The sequence below is a fragment of the Salmonella sp. 741265050_HSA genome (assembly GCF_046569445.1).
Lineage (GTDB): Bacteria > Pseudomonadota > Gammaproteobacteria > Enterobacterales > Enterobacteriaceae > Salmonella > Salmonella enterica.
Genome location: NZ_JBKFSV010000001.1, coordinates 353,158 through 373,242 on the forward strand (window position 1 = coordinate 353,158; position 20,085 = coordinate 373,242).

At 52.5% G+C, this 20,085-nt stretch carries 19 protein-coding genes and 1 other annotated feature; of the genes, 11 read left to right on the plus strand and 8 right to left on the minus strand.

Going from position 1 to position 20,085, the window contains the following annotated elements; genetic code table 11:
* Positions 1-16: 16 nt before the first annotated feature.
* Positions 17-140: a sequence feature (Phe leader region), on the plus strand.
* The 10 genes from pheM (at position 22) to selO (ending at position 9,540) form a co-directional block, all read left to right on the plus strand.
* On the plus strand, positions 22-66 hold the full coding sequence (gene pheM / locus ACLD4F_RS01740; RefSeq protein ID WP_001386830.1) for a pheST operon leader peptide PheM: 45 nt from the start codon (positions 22-24) through the stop codon (positions 64-66). (Overlaps the previous feature by 45 nt.)
* A 62-nt stretch (positions 141-202) precedes the next feature.
* A complete protein-coding gene (pheS, locus tag ACLD4F_RS01745) occupies positions 203-1,186 on the plus strand; it encodes a phenylalanine--tRNA ligase subunit alpha (RefSeq protein WP_000018570.1) in 984 nt (327 codons plus the stop codon).
* A gap of 15 nt (positions 1,187-1,201) precedes the next feature.
* A complete protein-coding gene (gene pheT / locus ACLD4F_RS01750) occupies positions 1,202-3,589 on the plus strand; it encodes a phenylalanine--tRNA ligase subunit beta (protein ID WP_000672402.1) in 2,388 nt (795 codons plus the stop codon).
* Between the two features lie 4 nt (positions 3,590-3,593).
* Entirely contained in the window at positions 3,594-3,893 is a 300-nt protein-coding gene (ihfA, locus tag ACLD4F_RS01755) for an integration host factor subunit alpha (RefSeq protein WP_001229266.1), read from the plus strand.
* Positions 3,894-4,095: 202 nt separating this feature from the next.
* Positions 4,096-5,076 carry a vitamin B12 ABC transporter permease BtuC gene (gene btuC / locus ACLD4F_RS01760; protein WP_079944257.1) on the plus strand — a complete coding sequence of 327 codons (981 nt, stop codon included), beginning with the start codon at positions 4,096-4,098 and terminating at the stop codon, positions 5,074-5,076.
* Positions 5,077-5,167: 91 nt separating this feature from the next.
* On the plus strand, positions 5,168-5,719 hold the full coding sequence (locus ACLD4F_RS01765; protein WP_023232948.1) for a glutathione peroxidase: 552 nt from the start codon (positions 5,168-5,170) through the stop codon (positions 5,717-5,719).
* Positions 5,719-6,468 carry a vitamin B12 ABC transporter ATP-binding protein BtuD gene (btuD, locus tag ACLD4F_RS01770; RefSeq protein ID WP_000080607.1) on the plus strand — a complete coding sequence of 250 codons (750 nt, stop codon included), beginning with the start codon at positions 5,719-5,721 and terminating at the stop codon, positions 6,466-6,468. Before ACLD4F_RS01765 ends, btuD begins: the two co-directional genes overlap by 1 nt.
* 76 nt (positions 6,469-6,544) lie before the next feature.
* Positions 6,545-7,009 carry a C40 family peptidase gene (locus ACLD4F_RS01775; RefSeq protein WP_001213256.1) on the plus strand — a complete coding sequence of 155 codons (465 nt, stop codon included), beginning with the start codon at positions 6,545-6,547 and terminating at the stop codon, positions 7,007-7,009.
* Between the two features lie 313 nt (positions 7,010-7,322).
* The gene (gene ydiV / locus ACLD4F_RS01780; protein WP_000562006.1) at positions 7,323-8,036 is read left to right on the plus strand and encodes an anti-FlhDC factor YdiV; all 714 of its coding nucleotides are present in this window, start codon (positions 7,323-7,325) and stop codon (positions 8,034-8,036) included.
* A gap of 61 nt (positions 8,037-8,097) precedes the next feature.
* Positions 8,098-9,540, plus strand: coding sequence for a protein adenylyltransferase SelO (selO, locus tag ACLD4F_RS01785; RefSeq protein ID WP_023234482.1), 1,443 nt, complete (start codon positions 8,098-8,100; stop codon positions 9,538-9,540).
* Between the two features lie 35 nt (positions 9,541-9,575).
* Here the strand turns inward: selO and hemP are convergent, their stop codons facing one another.
* The 3 genes from hemP to ppsR form a co-directional block, all read right to left on the minus strand.
* Positions 9,576-9,767 (minus strand): hemin uptake protein HemP, encoded by a 192-nt coding sequence (gene hemP, locus ACLD4F_RS01790; RefSeq protein ID WP_000089118.1) that lies wholly within the window; start codon positions 9,765-9,767, stop codon positions 9,576-9,578.
* Positions 9,768-9,923: 156 nt separating this feature from the next.
* Positions 9,924-10,970, minus strand: coding sequence for a 3-deoxy-7-phosphoheptulonate synthase AroH (aroH, locus tag ACLD4F_RS01795; RefSeq protein ID WP_001082196.1), 1,047 nt, complete (start codon positions 10,968-10,970; stop codon positions 9,924-9,926).
* Positions 10,971-11,125: 155 nt separating this feature from the next.
* Positions 11,126-11,959, minus strand: a complete 834-nt coding sequence (gene ppsR, locus ACLD4F_RS01800) for a posphoenolpyruvate synthetase regulatory kinase/phosphorylase PpsR (protein ID WP_000370992.1) — start codon at positions 11,957-11,959, stop codon at positions 11,126-11,128.
* A gap of 336 nt (positions 11,960-12,295) precedes the next feature.
* On the opposite strand from ppsR, the gene ppsA reads away from it, so the two are divergent.
* Complete coding sequence (gene ppsA / locus ACLD4F_RS01805; protein ID WP_000069333.1) at positions 12,296-14,674, plus strand: phosphoenolpyruvate synthase; 2,379 nt, start codon at positions 12,296-12,298, stop codon at positions 14,672-14,674.
* A 41-nt stretch (positions 14,675-14,715) separates the two neighbouring features.
* Here the strand turns inward: ppsA and fadK are convergent, their stop codons facing one another.
* The 5 genes from fadK to ACLD4F_RS01830 all read right to left on the minus strand — a co-directional run bounded on the left by fadK (position 14,716) and on the right by ACLD4F_RS01830 (position 19,800).
* Positions 14,716-16,356, minus strand: coding sequence for a medium-chain fatty-acid--CoA ligase (gene fadK, locus ACLD4F_RS01810; RefSeq protein ID WP_411010647.1), 1,641 nt, complete (start codon positions 16,354-16,356; stop codon positions 14,716-14,718).
* An 89-nt stretch (positions 16,357-16,445) separates the two neighbouring features.
* The gene (locus tag ACLD4F_RS01815) at positions 16,446-16,739 is read right to left on the minus strand and encodes a ferredoxin family protein (protein WP_000093359.1); all 294 of its coding nucleotides are present in this window, start codon (positions 16,737-16,739) and stop codon (positions 16,446-16,448) included.
* The gene (locus tag ACLD4F_RS01820) at positions 16,736-18,022 is read right to left on the minus strand and encodes an FAD-dependent oxidoreductase (protein WP_001278555.1); all 1,287 of its coding nucleotides are present in this window, start codon (positions 18,020-18,022) and stop codon (positions 16,736-16,738) included. The genes ACLD4F_RS01815 and ACLD4F_RS01820 overlap by 4 nt, the downstream gene beginning before the upstream one ends.
* Positions 18,023-18,078: 56 nt before the next feature.
* The gene (locus tag ACLD4F_RS01825; protein ID WP_156010687.1) at positions 18,079-19,014 is read right to left on the minus strand and encodes an electron transfer flavoprotein subunit alpha; all 936 of its coding nucleotides are present in this window, start codon (positions 19,012-19,014) and stop codon (positions 18,079-18,081) included.
* A 21-nt stretch (positions 19,015-19,035) separates the two neighbouring features.
* On the minus strand, positions 19,036-19,800 hold the full coding sequence (locus ACLD4F_RS01830; RefSeq protein ID WP_000692096.1) for an electron transfer flavoprotein: 765 nt from the start codon (positions 19,798-19,800) through the stop codon (positions 19,036-19,038).
* Positions 19,801-20,085 lie beyond the last annotated feature (285 nt).

Here is a 20,085-nt window from a genome sequence, read left to right on the forward strand (position 1 = left end):
ACCACATAAGGTAACGCAAGCATGAACGCTGCTATTTTCCGTTTCTTTTTTTACTTTAGCACCTGATCCCAGGAGGCTAGCGCGTGAAAAACGAAACGAAAAACAGCGCAAAAAAGCCTCCTGATGGAGGCTTTTTTTGTATCTGAAATCGAGAGATTACGTCCAATGAACCGGTGTCTTCACCGACACAATGAGGAAAACCATGTCACATCTCGCAGAGCTGGTTGCCAATGCAGCGGCCGCCATTAACCAGGCGTCAGATGTTGCCGCGTTAGACAATGTACGCGTCGAATATTTGGGCAAGAAAGGGCATTTAACCCTTCAGATGACGACCCTACGCGATCTGCCGCCGGAAGAGCGTCCGGCAGCCGGGGCAGTCATTAACGCCGCGAAAGAGCAGGTACAACAGGCTCTTAACGCGCGTAAAGCCGAGCTGGAAAGCGCAGCGCTTAACGCCCGTCTGGCCGCTGAAACCATCGATATCTCCCTGCCGGGGCGCCGTATTGAGAACGGCGGTCTGCATCCGGTCACGCGTACCATTGACCGTATTGAAAGTTTCTTCGGCGAGCTTGGTTTTACCGTGGCGACTGGCCCGGAAATCGAAGATGACTACCATAACTTCGATGCGTTAAACATTCCGGGTCATCATCCGGCCCGCGCCGATCATGATACCTTCTGGTTTGACGCGACCCGTCTGCTGCGGACCCAGACGTCTGGCGTCCAGATCCGGACGATGAAAGCGCAGCAACCGCCGATCCGTATTATTGCGCCGGGCCGTGTATACCGTAATGACTACGACCAGACGCATACTCCGATGTTCCATCAGATGGAAGGTCTGATTGTTGATACCAACATCAGCTTCACCAACCTCAAAGGTACGCTGCACGACTTCCTGCGCAATTTCTTTGAGGAGGATCTGCAGATTCGCTTCCGTCCTTCTTATTTTCCGTTTACCGAACCTTCTGCAGAAGTGGATGTGATGGGTAAAAACGGCAAATGGCTGGAAGTGCTGGGCTGCGGGATGGTGCATCCGAATGTGCTGCGTAATGTCGGTATCGATCCGGAAATCTATTCTGGCTTCGCTTTTGGTATGGGGATGGAACGTCTGACCATGTTGCGTTACGGCGTCACCGACCTGCGTTCATTCTTCGAAAACGATCTGCGTTTCCTCAAACAGTTTAAATAAAGGCAGGATAAAACAATGAAATTCAGCGAACTGTGGTTACGCGAGTGGGTTAACCCGGCAATTGATAGCGATGCGTTGGCTAACCAGATTACGATGGCTGGCCTGGAAGTAGACGGCGTTGAGCCGGTCGCGGGAAGCTTCAATGGCGTTGTGGTTGGGGAAGTGGTTGAGTGCGCCCAGCATCCGAACGCTGACAAATTGCGTGTAACGAAAGTCAACGTTGGCGGAGAACGCCTGTTGGATATCGTCTGCGGCGCGCCAAACTGTCGTCAGGGGCTGAAAGTAGCGGTGGCCACCATTGGCGCCATCCTGCCGGGCGATTTCAAAATTAAAGCGGCGAAACTGCGCGGCGAACCGTCTGAAGGGATGCTGTGCTCCTTCTCCGAACTGGGGATTTCCGACGATCACAGCGGCATTATCGAACTGCCGGCGGATGCGCCGCTGGGTACCGATATCCGTGAATACCTGAAGCTTGACGACAATACCATCGAAATTAGCGTCACGCCGAACCGTGCGGATTGCTTAGGTATCATCGGCGTTGCGCGTGATGTGGCGGTACTGAACAAAGCGCCGCTCCAGGAGCCTGAAATGGCGCCGGTTACGGCAACCATCAGCGATACGCTGCCGATTACAGTAGAGGCCGCTGATGCGTGTCCACGCTATCTTGGCCGGGTGGTAAAAGGCATCAATGTTAACGCGCCGACGCCGCTGTGGATGAAAGAGAAACTGCGTCGCTGCGGTATTCGCTCCATCGATGCGGTGGTTGACGTCACGAACTATGTGCTGCTCGAACTGGGTCAGCCAATGCATGCTTTCGATAAAGATCGCATTGATGGCGGTATTGTCGTGCGGATGGCAAAAGAGGGTGAAACCGTCGTCCTGCTGGACGGTAGCGAAGCGACGTTAAATGCGGACACGCTGGTGATCGCCGATCACCATAAGGCGCTGGGGATAGCCGGTATTTTTGGCGGCGAACATTCCGGCGTGAATGGCGAAACGCAAAATGTGCTGCTGGAGTGTGCGTACTTTAATCCGCTGTCTATCACCGGTCGCGCTCGCCGCCACGGTCTGCATACCGATGCGTCTCATCGCTACGAGCGCGGGGTGGACCCGGCGCTGCAATATAAAGCGATAGAGCGCGCTACTCGTCTGCTTCTTGATATCTGTGGCGGTGATGCGGGTCCGATAATTGATGTGAGCAACGAAGCAACATTGCCGAAACGCGCCACCATTACGCTGCGTCGCAGTAAACTGGATCGCCTGATCGGGCATCATATTGCGGATGAGCAGGTCAGTGATATTCTGCGTCGTCTGGGCTGTGAAGTGACCGAAGGGCAGGACGAGTGGAAAGCCGTGGCGCCGACCTGGCGTTTCGATATGGAGATTGAAGAAGATCTGGTGGAAGAGGTGGCCCGCGTTTACGGCTATAACAATATTCCGGACGAGCCAATCCAGGCCGGTTTAATCATGGGGACGCACCGTGAAGCCGATCTGTCGTTGAAGCGGGTTAAAACCATGCTGAACGACAAAGGCTATCAGGAAGTGATTACCTATAGCTTTGTCGATCCTAAAGTACAACAGCTCATCCATCCAGGCGCAGAAGCGCTGCTGCTGCCAAACCCTATCTCCGTTGAGATGTCGGCGATGCGTCTGTCTCTGTGGAGCGGATTGTTGGCGACGGTGGTCTATAACCAAAACCGTCAGCAGAATCGCGTGCGTATTTTTGAAACCGGTTTACGTTTCGTTCCGGATACACAAGCCAATCTGGGTATTCGACAGGATCTGATGCTGGCTGGCGTGATTTGCGGTAACCGCTATGATGAGCACTGGAACCTGGCAAAAGAGACCGTTGATTTCTATGATTTGAAAGGCGATCTGGAAGCAGTACTGGATTTAACCGGCAAACTGGGTGATATCCAGTTTAAGGCGGAGATGAATCCGGCTCTGCATCCGGGACAGTCTGCGGCGATTTATCTGAAAGATGAACGTATTGGTTTTATTGGGGTTGTTCACCCTGAACTGGAACGTAAACTGGATCTGAATGGTCGTACGCTGGTGTTTGAACTGGAATGGAATAAGCTCGCAGACCGTATCGTGCCGCAGGCGCGGGAGATTTCACGCTTCCCGGCCAACCGTCGCGATATTGCGGTTGTTGTTGCAGAAAACGTTCCCGCAGCGGATATTTTATCCGAATGTAAGAAAGTTGGCGTAAATCAGGTAGTTGGCGTAAACTTATTTGACGTGTACCGCGGTAAGGGTGTTGCGGAGGGTTATAAGAGCCTCGCTATCAGCCTGATCCTTCAGGATACCAACCGTACACTCGAAGAAGAGGAGATTGCCGCTACCGTCGCCAAATGTGTAGAGGCATTAAAAGAGCGATTCCAGGCATCATTGAGGGATTGAACCTATGGCGCTTACAAAAGCTGAAATGTCAGAATATCTGTTTGATAAGCTTGGGCTTAGCAAGCGGGATGCCAAAGAACTGGTTGAACTGTTTTTCGAAGAGATCCGTCGTGCTCTGGAAAACGGTGAGCAGGTGAAACTCTCTGGTTTTGGTAACTTCGATCTGCGTGATAAAAATCAACGTCCGGGGCGTAACCCGAAAACGGGTGAAGATATTCCTATTACAGCACGGCGCGTGGTGACCTTCAGACCCGGGCAGAAGTTAAAGAGCCGGGTCGAAAACGCTTCGCCCAAAGAAGAGTAATCAGATCCAGGCATAACATCCATCAGGGTGTATTGCGGCAGATACGCTGCCATCCCGCAAGTAGATCAGCGGGATGACAGCGTATCTGTCAGCCTGAAAGATGACCCGTATAACTAAAAAGGCCGCATTGCGGCCTTTTTTCTTTCAAGTAGAGGATACCCACCGTAAAATCACGCTACCTCTTTTCAGCTGAATGGATAACATGCTGACTTTTGCCCGCCAACAACAGCGACGAAACGTTCGCTGGCTTCTGAGCCTGTCACTGCTGGTGTTACTGGCTACATTTCTGAGCTTATGCGCAGGCGAACAGTGGATTGCCCCCGGTGACTGGTTAAGCGCCCGGGGAGAACTGTTTGTCTGGCAAATTCGCCTTCCCCGCACGCTTGCGGTATTGCTGGTTGGCGCTGCGCTGGCGCTATCGGGCGCTGTGATGCAGGCGCTGTTTGAAAACCCACTTGCTGAACCGGGCCTGCTCGGCGTTTCGAATGGGGCCGGTGTTGGGCTTATTGCCGCCGTCTTACTGGGGCAGGGGCAACTGCCAGGATGGGCGCTGGGACTGTGCGCTATAGCCGGCGCGCTCATTATTACGTTAATCCTGCTGCGTTTTGCGCGCCGCCATCTCTCTACCAGCCGCTTGTTGTTGGCGGGCGTCGCGCTGGGCATTATCTGTAGCGCGCTGATGACGTGGGCTATCTATTTTTCCACCTCTTTCGATCTGCGGCAATTAATGTACTGGATGATGGGAGGATTCGGCGGCGTTGACTGGCAGCAGAGCTGGCTAATGATTGCGCTCATCCCGGTACTGATCTGGATATGTTGCCAGTCGCAACCGCTGAATATGCTGGCGCTAGGGGAAACCTCGGCGCGGCAACTTGGCCTGCCGCTGTGGTTCTGGCGCAATTTGTTGGTCATCGCCACCGGCTGGATGGTGGGCGTCAGCGTGGCGATGGCGGGGGCGATTGGTTTTATCGGTCTGGTTATTCCGCACATCCTGCGCTTATGTGGTTTAACCGATCACCGGGTTTTACTTCCCGGCTGTGCGCTGGCCGGGGCTATCGCCCTGCTATTGGCTGATGTGGTCGCCCGACTGGCGCTGGCGTCGGCTGAACTGCCTATCGGGGTGGTCACCGCCACATTGGGGGCACCAGTGTTTATCTGGCTGCTGCTCAAATCCGCGCGTTAGCGCATCGGTAAACAACTGCTTTCATCATTCGCAGTCTATGATTAAAGGCTAACGATGAAACCCGCTATTCTACCGACATCAGGGAGACACCATGCAAAACTCGCTTCTTAATACTCACGTTACGACGATTGATGGAGAGGTCACTACACTTGAAAAATACGCCGGAAAAGTGCTGCTCATTGTAAACGTCGCCTCCAGATGTGGCCTGACGCCGCAATATGAACAGTTGGAAAATATCCAGAAGGCGTGGGCAGATCAGGGGTTTGTCGTGTTGGGTTTTCCCTGCAACCAGTTTATGGGGCAGGAGCCAGGCAGCGAAGAGGAGATTAAAACCTATTGTGCCAGCACCTGGGGCGTCACGTTCCCGATGTTCAGCAAAATTGATGTGAATGGCGACGCGCGCCATCCGCTGTATCAAAAACTGATAGCCGCTGCGCCAACGGCAGTCGCGCCGGAGAAGAGCGGCTTTTACGAACGGATGGTAAGCAAAGGGCGTATGCCACTCTATCCGGATGATATCCTGTGGAATTTTGAAAAATTTTTGGTAGGCCGGGATGGTCAGGTGGTACAGCGTTTTTCGCCGGATATGACGCCTGAAGATCCTATTGTGATGGAAAGCATAAAAATCGCGTTGGCAAAATAATGTCTCAATTGATGCAATTAAAGGATGTCGCCGAGAGCACCCGCCTGGGGCCGCTTTCCGGCGAAGTAAGCGCAGGAGAGATCCTTCATCTTGTCGGGCCGAACGGTGCCGGGAAAAGCACGCTACTGGCGCGTATGGCGGGGTTAACCTCCGGCGAGGGGAGCATCAGGTTTGGCGGAGCGCCGCTGGAGGCATGGGCGACGGCAACGCTTGCCCAACACCGCGCTTATCTTGCGCAACAGCAAAATCCGCCGTTCGCCATGCCGGTCTGGCATTACCTGACATTGCATCAACCTGATAAAACGCGAACCGGGCAGCTTAACGAGGTGGCCGATATGCTTGGATTGGGCGACAAACTGGGGCGAAGCGTGAATCAGCTTTCCGGTGGCGAGTGGCAGCGCGTTCGCCTTGCTGCCGTTGTACTACAAATTCATCCCGACGCTAATCCGGTCGGTCAATTATTGCTGCTTGATGAGCCGATGAACAGTCTCGATGTTGCGCAACAAAACGCTCTGGATCGGGTATTACATCATTTATGTCAGGCAGGAATTGCGATTGTGATGAGTAGCCATGATCTGAACCACACGCTGCGCCATGCGCATAAAGCCTGGTTACTAAAGCGCGGTAAACTCATTGCCTGCGGCCGCCGGGAAGAGGTGCTCACCCCCTCTTATCTGGCGCAAGCCTACGGTCTGCGCTTTCGACGACTCGACGTCGAGGGGCATCCAATGCTCATTTCGGCCACTTAAGTAAAATCGTTTCTTGAAAAGCAGGTAATTTCGACGCTAAATTAATACCAAAATAAAAACAGAGGATTGTTGCGGCATGCGTTTTTGGCTTCTTGTTATCACAGCATTGTTCCTGGCAGGATGCAGTACTCATCGGGCTCCGGCGCCAAATGCCAGATTATCAGACTCCATTACCGTCATTGCGGGTCTGAACGATCAGTTGCAGTCCTGGCGCGGTACGCCATACCGTTACGGCGGCATGAGTCGCAGAGGCGTGGACTGTTCCGGCTTTGTGGTAGTCACTATGCGCGACAAGTTTGATTTGCAGTTGCCTCGTGATACGCGTGAACAATCAAAAATCGGCACCAGAATCGATAAAGATGAATTGCTGCCCGGAGATTTGGTTTTCTTTAAAACCGGTTCGGGCGAAAGTGGTTTACATGTTGGTATTTACGATACAAATAATGAGTTTATTCATGCCTCTACCAGTCGTGGCGTGATGCGTTCATCGCTGGATAATGTGTACTGGCGAAAAAACTTCTGGCAGGCACGGCGAATTTAACCCCGCAGACGATATAAATTTTATAGTCTATTTTTAACATATCGCCGGTTGAACTTATGACATCTGTTGTCATCATATATAATGATATAACCGTAGCATTTACAAACGTACTTTTATTAAAAACGGGTGTGCTCACGCCCTGTTAAAAGTACAACATTGGATATTGGTTTATAATCAGAGTAAGTTAAAAAAAGGAACCGGTTCACCGGTAAACAAGAAAAATGATGACGCTTCAATTAGTATCTGAAGTTACGTCTGTTTCCGTCCGTAGTGACTGGATGGCGAATAGCGCCCTAACCATGGGACTGGCGTAATGATTGCTTCACTTGATGAGCTTTACCATTCCGAACTCTTTTTCCTTCCCGTCATGGATGAAAACGCTCGGCTTGTTGGTTTAGAGATTATTGCAACGTTTGCCGCTGAAGACGGCGCCGTGCGGATGCCGACTGAGTTGGTAGCGCCTCGCCTTTCGGTGGAGGAACAATACTGTCTGTTTGTTGAAAAACTGGCGTTGTTAGAAACCTGTCAGCACTTTTTTATTCAGCATAAACTTATTGCATGGCTTAATTTACCGCCTGCAATTAGTGACTTATTATTATTAGATAGCGAACTTTTTTCCCGGGCAGCGCGCTTTCCGTTTCTTGAATTAGCTATAAATGAGAATTATCCTGGGTTAAACCAGGGCAAAAACAATGAAACGTTAGCTAATCTGGCAATGCATTTTCCATTAATGCTGGCAAATTTTGGGGCAGGCGAGGCGTCGACTAAAGCTATTTTCGATGGGCTTTTCAAACGAGTCATGTTGGATAAAAATTTTATTCAGCAGCGAGCTGAAATGATCTCATTCGAACCATTCATGCACGCTATCGTTGCCCAGATCTCCTCCAGCTGCGAGTCGCTGATGATTGCCGGTATTGATACTGAGGCGATGTTTGCGCGCGCAGCGCCATTGGGGTTTAGCGCATTCCAGGGCGGACTATGGCCTTCGGTGCCGGTAAGCCAGCTCATTAAACTCGTTCAGCGATAACCTTTCTGTTTGCCGGTGTTTAACCGGTGATTAACCGTCTACACTGAAGACAGGAGGCCCTATGACCCTGTCTTTTACTGCCCGTTGGCGCGATGAACTGCCAGCAACGTATACCGCGCTTTTACCCACACCGTTAAAAAATGCGCGACTGATTTGGTATAACGACGAACTGGCGCAGCAGTTAGCCATTCCCGCTTCGTTATTTGACGCTACCAATGGCGCTGGCGTTTGGGGCGGCGAAACCTTATTACCCGGTATGTCGCCTGTCGCGCAGGTATATAGCGGGCATCAGTTCGGCATCTGGGCGGGACAACTCGGCGACGGACGCGGTATTTTGCTGGGCGAACAGCTCCTGGCGGATGGCTCGACCCTCGACTGGCATCTGAAAGGCGCCGGATTAACACCCTATTCGCGAATGGGGGATGGACGCGCCGTCCTGCGTTCAACCATACGAGAAAGTCTTGCCAGCGAAGCCATGCATTATCTGGGTATTCCCACTACGCGCGCGTTATCTATCGTAGCCAGCGATACGCCGGTTCAGCGAGAGACGCAGGAAACGGGCGCGATGTTAATGCGTCTGGCGCAAAGTCATATGCGTTTTGGTCATTTCGAACATTTCTACTACCGCCGTGAGCCGGAAAAAGTTCAGCAACTGGCTGATTTCGCTATTCGTCATTACTGGCCGCAATGGCAGGATGTCCCGGAAAAATATGCTTTGTGGTTTGAAGAGGTGGCGGCGCGTACCGGAAGACTCATCGCCGAGTGGCAAACCGTCGGTTTTTCGCACGGCGTTATGAATACGGATAACATGTCGATTCTGGGGCTGACCATCGACTATGGCCCCTTTGGTTTTCTCGACGACTACGATCCCGGCTTCATTGGTAACCATTCCGATCATCAGGGACGTTACCGCTTTGATAATCAACCGTCGGTGGCGCTGTGGAATTTACAACGTCTGGCGCAGACGTTAACCCCTTTTATTGAGATCGACGCGTTAAACAGAGCGCTGGATCGCTACCAGGACGCGTTGTTAACGCACTATGGGCAGCGAATGCGCCAGAAGCTGGGCTTCTTTACCGAGCAAAAAGACGATAACGCTTTACTGAATGAATTGTTTAGTCTGATGGCGCGCGAAGGGAGTGACTATACCCGTACATTTCGGATGTTAAGCCATACGGAGCAACAGAGCGCTTCCTCGCCGTTGCGGGATACGTTTATCGATCGCGCGGCGTTCGATGCCTGGTTCGACCGCTACCGGGCGCGATTGCGCACAGAGGCGGTTGATGACGCGCTGCGCCAACAGCAGATGCAACGCGTGAATCCTGCGGTTGTGTTGCGCAACTGGCTGGCGCAACGCGCGATAGATGCGGCTGAACAAGGAGACATGGCGGAACTGCATCGGTTGCATGAAGTTTTACGTCAACCTTTTACCGATCGAGATGATGACTATGCCAGCCGACCGCCGGAGTGGGGAAAGCGGCTGGAGGTCAGTTGTTCAAGTTAGCCTGATGCCAGCAGCATCGTCTGCTGGCGGGAGCGCTATTTGGTTAACAGTAGCTTACCGGCCTGAGTTTTGCGCAACAGATACTCCTGACCGTTGTGATCGATAATGACTTTGCCGTCCGGACCTAATAGCGCCTGACTGTTGACGCGCCGTTCAGCGGCAGGGAGAAGCGTTTCATTGTCCATTTCCTTAGGGTGAGGCAGCTCGGTGTTATCCATACGCGACATGTTATTTATTAATAATCAAACTCACAATGATTATTATTATCAATAATTAATGCGATAACAGCAAGTGCTAATTCTGGGGAGTGATATACGCGCGCGGAGAGAAAAGGGCGGGTAACGCATCGAAGAAACGCCCATCCCGGCAGGATGGGCGAGCTATTAAAAGCGGCTGTCTACCGCTGCGGCAAGTTTTTCCAACAAAACTTCCGTATCTTCCCAGTTCAGGCAGGGATCGGTAATGGACTGACCATAGATTAATGGTTGACCGCTGATAATTTTTTGCGTGCCTTCCCGTAAAAAACTCTCGGCCATAATCCCGGCAATTGCCGTGGAGCCATTACGAATCTGCTGGCAAATATCATCACATACCTCCAACTGGCGGCGATGCTGTTTTTGACAGTTGCCGTGGCTGAAGTCGACGACCAGATGTTCCGGCAGATCAAATTCATGCAACGTGTCGCAGGCGGCGGCAATATCTTCAGCGTGGTAGTTCGGTTTTTTACCGCCGCGCATGATGATGTGCCCATACGGGTTGCCACTCGTCTGGTAGATGGTCATCTGTCCGTCTTTATCCGGCGAGAGAAACATATGGCTGGCGCGGGAGGCGCGAATAGCGTCAACGGCAATGCGAGTATTGCCATCCGTACCATTTTTAAAGCCGACCGGACAAGAGAGTGCGGAAGCCATTTCCCGATGGATTTGGCTTTCGGTGGTACGCGCGCCAATCGCTCCCCAACTGATCAGATCGGCAATAAACTGGCCGGTGACCATATCAAGAAATTCTGTGGCGGTCGGTACTCCCAGTTCGTTCACCTGCAATAGCAAGCGACGCGCCAGTTCAAGCCCATAATTGACGCGGTAACTTCCATTCAAGTCGGGATCGGAAATCAGGCCTTTCCATCCCACAACGGTGCGCGGTTTTTCAAAATAGGTGCGCATGACGATCTCCAGACGCGCCTGATGCTTTTGGCGTTGTGCCTGGAGCTGCGTCGCGTATTCCATGGCAGCATTCAGATCGTGAATCGAACAGGGGCCAATGACGACCAGTAGCCGTGGATCTTCACCATTTAAAATCTTTTCTATCCGGCGTCGGGAGTCGGTAACGTGACTGGCGACGGAGGACGATACAGGATACCGCTGCGCGAGTTCGGTCGGTGTTACCAGGCTGTCGATACGCGCAGTACGGAGTTCGTCGGTTCTGTTCATTACAAGTCTCAGAAATTTGTTGCTTCAACGGCAGGACTACCGGGAAGTGATGGGCATCACGATAAACCAATCCCTGCTGATTTCAAGTGCGAGGCGTGTCACACCTCGCAGGCAGAACGGCATGATAACAAAAACCAACCCATTAAACTAGTTTGCTAGTACATCCTGCGGTTAAGCCCCATAATATCGAGAATCTTGGTGGCTATCTCTTCAACGGAATAATTGGTGCTGTTCAGGCAGGGGATCTGATTCTTACGATACAGCGCTTCAACCTCCGCCACTTCCATGCGGCACTGACGCAACGAGGCATAGCGACTGTTTTCACGGCGTTCTTCGCGAATTGCCGCCAGGCGTTCAGGGTCAATTGTCAGGCCGAACAGTTTATGTTGTAGCGGTTTTAACGATGTAGGCAGTGTCAAATTATCCATATCATCGGCGATGAAAGGGTAGTTAGCCGCACGAATACCGAATTGCATCGCCAGATAGAGGCTGGTGGGCGTTTTTCCACAGCGCGAAACGCCAAGTAAAATGACCTGGGCCTGATCGAGGTTGCGCAATGAAATGCCATCATCATGCGCCAGGGTATAATCGATAGCGGCAATACGGGCGTCATACTTGTTCAGGTTACCCGGATTAAGCCCATGAGTACGATGAGCGATCGGCGTCGGATCCAGTTTCATCTCCTGCTGAAGCGGCGCCACCAGCGCCTGGACGATATCCTGGCAGAAACCTTCGCTCTGTAAGATGATGGCGCGAATTTCAGGTAAAACAATCGAGTAAAATACCAGCGGGCGAACGCCGGTTTGCTGATAAATGGCGTCAATTTGGTCTTTGACGGCGCGGGCGCGACTTTCGTTTTCCACGAATGGCAGCGTGATGCTGCTGATCGTCACCGGAAACTGCGACATGACCGCGTGACCCAGGACCTCGGCGGTGATGGCGGTACCATCAGAAATATAGAAAACATGGCGATCAACAACATTATCCATTCTGTTCATCCTGAAGAGTAAACATAATTATCTGAAAGCATAAATTAAAAGTAACGGGAAACGTATAACTTGTCGCTTATTTTATAAAATGACAGGCGCTTTTTATAATTAATGAAAAGTGTGTTTCATTTCCTGGAAACGCAGTTTATACCGGGGGTTATTCAGGGAATGCCGTGCTATGCGCGGGTTTGCGCAACTACGTAAACAATCTGAAAAAATGAAAAAATAAATTTGCTTGAACGATTCACCGTTTTTTTCGCGGGTTTAAGTATGCCAGGATAAATACGCAACTATGTGTTTCTTAAACTCGTTCATTTATCACAAAAGGATTGTTCGATGTCCAACAATGGCTCGTCACCGCTGGTGCTTTGGTATAACCAACTCGGCATGAATGATGTAGACAGAGTTGGGGGCAAAAATGCCTCCCTGGGTGAAATGATTACTAACCTTTCCGGCATGGGCGTATCCGTTCCGAATGGTTTTGCAACCACTGCCGATGCGTTTAACCAGTTTTTGGATCAAAGCGGCGTAAACCAGCGCATTTATGAGCTGCTGGATAAGACAGATATTGATGATGTCTCCCAGCTGGCGAAAGCGGGCGCGCAGATCCGCCAGTGGATTATCGACACTCCTTTCCAGCCGGCGCTGGAAAACGCCATCCGCGATGCCTATGCACAGCTTTCGTCGGATGATGAAAATGCCTCTTTTGCCGTGCGTTCCTCCGCCACGGCGGAAGATATGCCAGATGCTTCGTTTGCGGGCCAACAGGAAACGTTTCTTAACGTTCAGGGCTTCGACGCGGTGCTGGTGGCAGTGAAACACGTATTTGCTTCTCTGTTTAACGATCGCGCTATCTCTTATCGCGTTCACCAGGGATATGATCATCGCGGCGTAGCGCTTTCCGCTGGCGTGCAGCGGATGGTTCGCTCCGATCTCGCCTCGTCAGGGGTGATGTTCTCTATCGATACCGAATCCGGCTTTGACCAGGTGGTCTTTATCACCTCGGCATGGGGACTGGGTGAAATGGTGGTGCAGGGCGCGGTTAACCCGGATGAATTTTATGTCCATAAGCCAACCCTGGCGGCAGGCCGTCCGGCCATCGTACGCCGCACCATGGGGTCGAAAAAAATCCGCATGGTTTACGCCGCCACCCAGGAGCACGGCAAGCAAGTGAAGATTGAGGATGTGCCGCAGGAACAGCGCGACATTTTCTCGCTCACCAACGAAGAAGTGCAGGAACTGGCTAAACAAGCGGTGCAGATTGAGCAGCACTATGGTCGTCCGATGGATATCGAATGGGCGAAAGACGGTCATACCGGTAAGCTCTTTATTGTGCAGGCACGTCCGGAAACCGTGCGCTCCCGTGGCCAGGTGATGGAGCGTTATACGCTACATGCGCAAGGGAAAATCATTGCCGAAGGTCGCGCCATTGGGCATCGTATCGGCGCAGGTACGGTAAAAGTTATTCACGATATCGGCGAAATGAACCGTATTGAGCCTGGCGATGTGCTTGTCACCGATATGACCGACCCGGACTGGGAACCGATCATGAAAAAAGCGGCGGCGATTGTCACTAACCGTGGCGGGCGCACCTGTCACGCGGCGATTATCGCCCGCGAATTGGGCATTCCGGCGGTAGTCGGCTGCGGCGACGCCACCGAACGCATGAAAGATGGCGAAAAAGTAACCGTCTCCTGTGCGGAAGGTGATACCGGTTATGTGTATGCCGACATGCTGGATTTCAGCGTAAAAAGCTCCAGCGTAGATACCATGCCAGAGCTACCGCTGAAGGTCATGATGAACGTCGGCAACCCGGACAGAGCATTTGACTTTGCCTGCCTGCCGAATGAAGGCGTAGGTCTGGCGCGACTGGAATTCATCATTAACCGTATGATTGGCGTTCACCCGCGCGCGCTGCTGGAGTTTGACGACCAGGATGCCGCGCTGCAAAACGACATTCGTGAGATGATGAAAGGGTTTGACTCGCCGCGTGAATTTTACGTTGGTCGACTGACGGAAGGGATCGCGACGTTAGGCGCCGCCTTCTACCCGAAACGCGTCATCGTTCGCCTGTCTGACTTTAAGTCCAACGAATACGCCAACCTGGTCGGCGGCGAACGTTATGAGCCGCATGAAGAAAACCCGATGCTGGGCTTCCGCGGCGCGGGCCGTTACGTCGCAGAAAGTTTCCGCGATTGTTTTGCGCTGGAATGCGAAGCGGTGAAACGCGTGCGCAACGATATGGGCCTTACCAACGTCGAAATCATGATCCCGTTCGTGCGGACGGTCGACCAGGCGAAAGCGGTCATCGAAGAGCTGGCGCGCCAGGGGCTTAAACGCGGCGAGAACGGGCTGAAGATCATCATGATGTGCGAGATCCCGTCCAATGCCTTGCTGGCTGAACAGTTCCTCGAGTATTTTGATGGCTTCTCGATTGGTTCTAACGACATGACGCAGCTGGCGCTGGGGCTGGATCGCGATTCCGGCGTGGTGTCTGAACTGTTTGACGAGCGTAACGACGCGGTGAAAGCGCTGCTGTCGATGGCGATCCGCGCGGCGAAAAAACAGGGCAAATATGTTGGAATTTGTGGTCAGGGTCCGTCCGACCATGAAGACTTTGCCGCCTGGCTGATGGAAGAGGGGATCGACAGCCTGTCGCTGAACCCGGACACCGTGGTTCAGACCTGGCTGAGTCTGGCGGAACTGAAGAAGTAGTGTAATACCGGATGGCGGCGTTAACGTCGCCATCCGGCAATTTATACCGCAGTGTGCTCCTGGCGCAGCCGCTCAATAATATCCTGCCGCAACAGAAACTTCTGCACTTTGCCAGAGGCGGTTCTGGGCAGTTTTTCTAAGATGACGATCCGTTCCGGATATTTATACTTCGCTACCCGTTTTCGACTGAAAAAAGCGATCACCTCTTCCAGCGTCAGCGAAAGGTGCGGCGGTTTTAAGACCACATACGCGCATGAACGTTCGCCTAAGCGTTCATCAGGCATAGCAACGACGCAAGCATCGTGTATGCGAGGGTGCTGTAGCAAAATATCTTCGACTTCGCGACTGCTGATATTTTCACCTCCACGTATAATAATATCCTTTTTGCGCCCGGTAATTTTGATATAACCGTCTTCATCCATGCGGCAGAGGTCGCCGCTGTAATACCAGCCCTCATTATCCAGTGCGTGGGCGGTAAGTTCCGGCTCGTCCAGGTATCCCATAAAAACGTTCGGCCCGCGCGAGGCTTCTTCGCCTTCGTGGCCTGCTGGAAGCGTATTGCGATCTTCATCCACGATTTTAATTTCTACACCGGTGGCGGCATAACCATCGGTGTTCATCATGCGTGAAGTCGAATCACCCAGATTAACCATCGAGTGTGGAGAACTTTCTGTAGAACCGTAAATACTCAATAATTTGATACCGCGCTGCTGGCAGTCGCGGGCAACCTTTTTGGGAATAGTCGTGCCGCCGCATAAGAAGAATCGCAGTGAGGAGAGGTCGGCAGGCTGTTGCTCAACGGCACAAAGCAGATCGTAAATAAACGGCGTCGCGCCTGACATACAGGTACAGCGTTGCTGCGCTAATAAGGTAAGGCAGGCTTCTGGGGTAAAGATGTCCAGCAATACGCTACGCGCCCCGATTAAAAAGGGCGCGGTGACGCCGTGTAAAAATCCGGTGGCGTGGCCCAGTGGCGCAGGCATCAGGAACACATCTTGCCAGGTTAAATTCAACCGCGCGCAATACGCCCGTTCGCTGGCAAGAATATTATTGTGGGTCAACATTACCCCTTTCGGCATTCCTTCTGTGCCGGAGGTAAACAGCACTGCCGCCAGTTCATCACCGTGAATGTTAATGTCTGACTGCAACGGTTCGCTGCGGTCGATGATTTGACTAAGCGCAAGCGCTGTGGTGGCAGGCGCCAGTTTATCCACGCCGACAATATGCGTCAGATGGCGCAGTTGATTTTGTAGCGGAAGGATAAGATCGACCGGACGATTCTGTTTGAACACGGTAGGGGCGAAGAATATTTTAGCCTGACATTTGTTCAGCACCCAAACCAGCTCTGCTTCTCGCCAGGCGGGAAGTAGCGGGACAGATACCGCGCCCGTTTTCAGGCAGGCCAGATAAATGAGGGTAAACTCACACCAGCCCGGAAGCTGAAAGGCCACGCGATCGCCCGGTTGAATCCCCTGAGACAGTAACCAGTTTGCCAGGCGGCTTGCCGCGCAGTCGAGTGCGGCGTAGGTCCAGGACGCGCCATGATTATCGACCACGGCGATTTTATCGGGTACGGCGCGTGCGGTTTGCCGCCAGTAGTCGCCCAGTGAAGCATCGCCCCAGTAGCCGGACTCGCGATAGGTTTTCCGCCTTGCGGCGTCAAACGTTAATGTAACACTCATTGACTTGTTCTCTATTAATACAAATGACGTAATCTCCGGGGACAAGCCGAATAAGACGCCGTAGCGTCGTTATCCGGTGTTTCAGAGCGTCAGCCGTAGCGAAACTCAACGCCGAACGTTCCCGCCGGGTATTCCCATTTTTCGAGAAGAGTATTGCCGCAGAGAACCCTGCAGGTCCCGCATTCCAGGCAGCCCGCGGAGTCAAAATGAATATTTCCCGCATCGTCCAGCTTATAGAGTCCGGCAGGGCAGGCTTTTATTAATTTATTAAACTCCAGCATGTCAGGCGAGGAGCGCAAAATGATATGTGGGTGTCCTTCATCTACGTAAAATTTATTTACGCCCAATTTGACGTCAACATTCACCTTATTGTCCGAACTCATAATGCCGTAGCCCCTTTTATGCCGTCTTTTAATAGATTCACCAGTCCAATTTTTTTCGCATGTGACAGGATAGTTTTACGCAACGGTGGGACTGGACCGCCATCAACGGTGAACAGATCGCCCACAATGTTTGCCGCCATTCGCGGGTACTCGGTAAAAAGCCGTGGGTTTTCCATTAATCCGGGGAGTTTGCGGAAATGCCGCATATCGCGTAACACGCCGTTTTTCTCCAGCGCGCGTTTGTAACCGGCAAGACTCGCGGCGGAAAAATCTTGCCGCGCTTTAGCGTCAATGGCGGTTTGAGCGGCCGCTTGCGCGGACGCGATGGCTAAATCCATGCCGCGGACGGTATAACCGAGATTCAGGCAAAGACCGGCGGCGTCGCCGACAATCATCACGCCGTCATTTGCCAGCTCCGGCATCATTGCTATGCCGCCTTCGGGCACCATATGAGCAGAGTATTCAAGCAGCGTTCCCCCCTGAATCAAAGGGCGTATTGCCGGATGCTGTTTAAAATCTTCCAGCATTTGCGGTACGCTTTTGGTCGCGTGAGCAATGTCGCCCAGGCCACATACCAGCCCCAGAGAAACCGAATCGCGGTTGGTATAAAGAAACCCGCCGCCCATGAGCCCGTTGGAGGGCGCGCCAGCGAATAACCAGGCGGCGCCTTCATGGGACGCCAGATTAAAGCGCTCTTCAATAAGTGCCGGAGAGAGCCCAATCAACTCTTTTACGCCGACGGCATAGTGATGCGCAGAAGAGGCAGGCACCATGTCCAGTGAACGGCCCAGCATGGAATTCACGCCGTCCGCGAGAATCACAATATTCGCATCCAGAATATCATCCCCGGCCTGAACGCCAGTGACGCGATTGCCTTCACGTACCAGAGCGTCGACCCGTACACCTGGGATAAACTGCGCGCCAGCCTGCTCCGCCTGCGCCATTAGCCACGGGTCCAGTTTGTTGCGCAGTACGGTATATGACGTAAGGGGCGGAGTAGGGGGCGCGCGGTGAAAATCAAGTGTGACGGCGCTTTCTTCGGTTAAAAAGGAGATTTTTTCACGGGTAACGACACGTTCGATGGGGGCGGACGTTGCGAATCCCGGCATAATACTTTCGATACTGTGAGCGTAGAGCCGGCCACCGGTCATATTTTTGCTGCCCGCGCTGTTTCCGCGTTCAATAACCAGTACATCCAGTCCCGCTTTTGCCATCACATACGCGGCGACCGTTCCTGCTACGCCTGCGCCCACCACAATAGCGTCAAATTTATCATCCGACATGCTTTATGCTCCTTTCCCGCCGTATCGACGACGGGAGATGTGCGTTGAAAAAGGAATTAGCGGCTTAACTGGTCGATGAGGGCAGGAACAACCTTATAGATATCGCCCACCAGGCCATAATCGGCATAATTGAAAATGGGCGCGTTTTTATCTTTGTTAATTGCGACAATAATTTTTGCGCCGTTTCCACCCACCATATGTTGAATTTGGCCGGAAATGCCCAGCGTCAGATAGAGATCGGATTTCAACAGAACGCCGGATACGCCAATATAACGCTCGCGTTCCATCCAGTTTTCACCTTCCGCAATGGGGCGGGAACAGCCCACTTCTGCGCCGAGGATGGTCGCCAGTTTATGCACCATATCCAGATCGCTTTGCGCCGCCAGGCCTCGTCCTACGCCGATGACCCGTTTGGCTTTGCTCAAATCGACGCTGCTTAACGATTTCGCGCGCCGCTGCTGGCACAATACCTCGTGGCGTGGGGCAATATATGCCAGCGTGGTCTGCGGGCAAGTATGACCGGGGAGAGGGGCGGCGGGTTCCAGCACGCCGGGTGCCAGCGTAATAATCGCCTGCGGACTGTTTAATTTCTCTTTGCCGAAAGCAAGTCCGCCGTACATGCGATGCTCTGCGTGTAGCGTCCCGTCGAGGAGGTCAATAGACGTCGCGTCGTTCACCATCACGGCGTCAAGCTGGATGCTCAGCCGGGCGCCCAGCGTTTTACAGCGCTTGGTCGCCGCCATGAGCAGCAGCCCATTTTGGTCGCCTAATAACGAGGCCAGCGTTTCGGCATAGTTTTCCACGCGCTGCAAATCCGTATGCGATTCAAGAATGACTATCTCATCAGCGCCAAGCGCTTTCACGTAGTCGATCTCCGTGTTTCCTTGCACGATGGCGTAAACTTTTTCTCCCCACTGCCGCGCGCCGGTCATTAATTCAGCATAACGCTCTACGTTATCGCTAAATACCCATACGTTAGCTAAATGATTCATGATAATTTTTCTCCGTTGGGTTTAGTTCAGGGATTTTTTCAAATGGTCGGCCAGTGCGGTAATGGCTTCCGGCGAATCGTTATCGAGAATGATATGCTTGCGTTCTGTCTGCGGCGGTACCGAGATGGCGACCAGTTCCGCCATTGGCGTGGTTGGGGTCCAGTGGATATCGCTCGCCAGCCACGACGTAACGGCTTTTTTCCCGGCGCCGAGAATGGCTTTCATTGACGGGATGCGTGGAACGTTAATATCTGAGGTCACGCAAAGCACCGCGGGCAGCGTGAGCTCGATAATTTCAACGTCTTCTTCCAGTGTGCGTTCAACGATGATTTTGTCGCCGTCGCGTTGGATATGGCTTACTGCGTTGATGACGGGGAGTTTCAGGAGTTCGCCAGTCAGCAGGCCCACCTGTTGGGCATAAATATCGCCGGAGCCCTCTCCAAAGAGCAGCAGGTCAAAGCCGATTTTCTCCGCCGCGGATGCTAGCGCCAGCGCGGTTTCTTTGGGCAGGGCGTGCTCCAGCTGCGCATCCTGAACCATAAAAAGCGCATCTGGCCCGCGGGATAACACATCTTTGCGGACTTTTGAATTTTGTAACAGAGAGCCGCCGACGGTGAGCGCGGCGATCTCGTCGCCATCGCCAGCTAACTGCGCGGCGGCCTCAATTGCATTTAAATCAAACTGGCTGATTTTGGCCTCGGCACGATCAAAATTGAGCGAATGCTCCGGGGTCACGGTAATGTCCTGTTCTTCAGGCACCAACTTAAAGCAGGTTATTATTTTCATTGCATCTCCAGTGAGTCGCGTGCGGATAAGTAACGTAAATCTGACTGAAAATAGTCTGCGGCAGTCGGAAGAGGTTTTCGATGGGTCAATCTGTTTTCCTTGCCAACAATCTTGCACGAAAAATCTGCGAACAGAGAATCGTTAGCAACCATCTGAAAAGGGCGTCATAAAAATATAAATACGGTAGTGAGAATAATAAGTGCGAAGCATATCATCATTTTTTAACATGAAACGTGCGATGTTGTTTCTGTAAGGTTAAAAGAAAACATCAAAGATATGTCGGCT

Coding starts and splice junctions, on each gene's coding strand:
- ACLD4F_RS01815 (WP_000093359.1), bottom strand. CDS start 16,739: ATGAGTTCGGACAATAAGGTGAATGTTGACGTCAAATTGGGCGTAAAT.
- ACLD4F_RS01775 (WP_001213256.1), top strand. CDS start 6,545: ATGCGTTTTTGGCTTCTTGTTATCACAGCATTGTTCCTGGCAGGATGC.
- btuC (WP_079944257.1), top strand. CDS start 4,096: ATGCTGACTTTTGCCCGCCAACAACAGCGACGAAACGTTCGCTGGCTT.
- ACLD4F_RS01830 (WP_000692096.1), bottom strand. CDS start 19,800: ATGAAAATAATAACCTGCTTTAAGTTGGTGCCTGAAGAACAGGACATT.
- ydiV (WP_000562006.1), top strand. CDS start 7,323: ATGATTGCTTCACTTGATGAGCTTTACCATTCCGAACTCTTTTTCCTT.
- hemP (WP_000089118.1), bottom strand. CDS start 9,767: ATGTCGCGTATGGATAACACCGAGCTGCCTCACCCTAAGGAAATGGAC.
- pheS (WP_000018570.1), top strand. CDS start 203: ATGTCACATCTCGCAGAGCTGGTTGCCAATGCAGCGGCCGCCATTAAC.
- ACLD4F_RS01825 (WP_156010687.1), bottom strand. CDS start 19,014: ATGAATCATTTAGCTAACGTATGGGTATTTAGCGATAACGTAGAGCGT.
- fadK (WP_411010647.1), bottom strand. CDS start 16,356: ATGAGTGTTACATTAACGTTTGACGCCGCAAGGCGGAAAACCTATCGC.
- ppsA (WP_000069333.1), top strand. CDS start 12,296: ATGTCCAACAATGGCTCGTCACCGCTGGTGCTTTGGTATAACCAACTC.
- pheT (WP_000672402.1), top strand. CDS start 1,202: ATGAAATTCAGCGAACTGTGGTTACGCGAGTGGGTTAACCCGGCAATT.
- aroH (WP_001082196.1), bottom strand. CDS start 10,970: ATGAACAGAACCGACGAACTCCGTACTGCGCGTATCGACAGCCTGGTA.
- btuD (WP_000080607.1), top strand. CDS start 5,719: ATGTCTCAATTGATGCAATTAAAGGATGTCGCCGAGAGCACCCGCCTG.
- ACLD4F_RS01820 (WP_001278555.1), bottom strand. CDS start 18,022: ATGTCGGATGATAAATTTGACGCTATTGTGGTGGGCGCAGGCGTAGCA.
- ppsR (WP_000370992.1), bottom strand. CDS start 11,959: ATGGATAATGTTGTTGATCGCCATGTTTTCTATATTTCTGATGGTACC.
- ACLD4F_RS01765 (WP_023232948.1), top strand. CDS start 5,168: ATGCAAAACTCGCTTCTTAATACTCACGTTACGACGATTGATGGAGAG.
- selO (WP_023234482.1), top strand. CDS start 8,098: ATGACCCTGTCTTTTACTGCCCGTTGGCGCGATGAACTGCCAGCAACG.
- ihfA (WP_001229266.1), top strand. CDS start 3,594: ATGGCGCTTACAAAAGCTGAAATGTCAGAATATCTGTTTGATAAGCTT.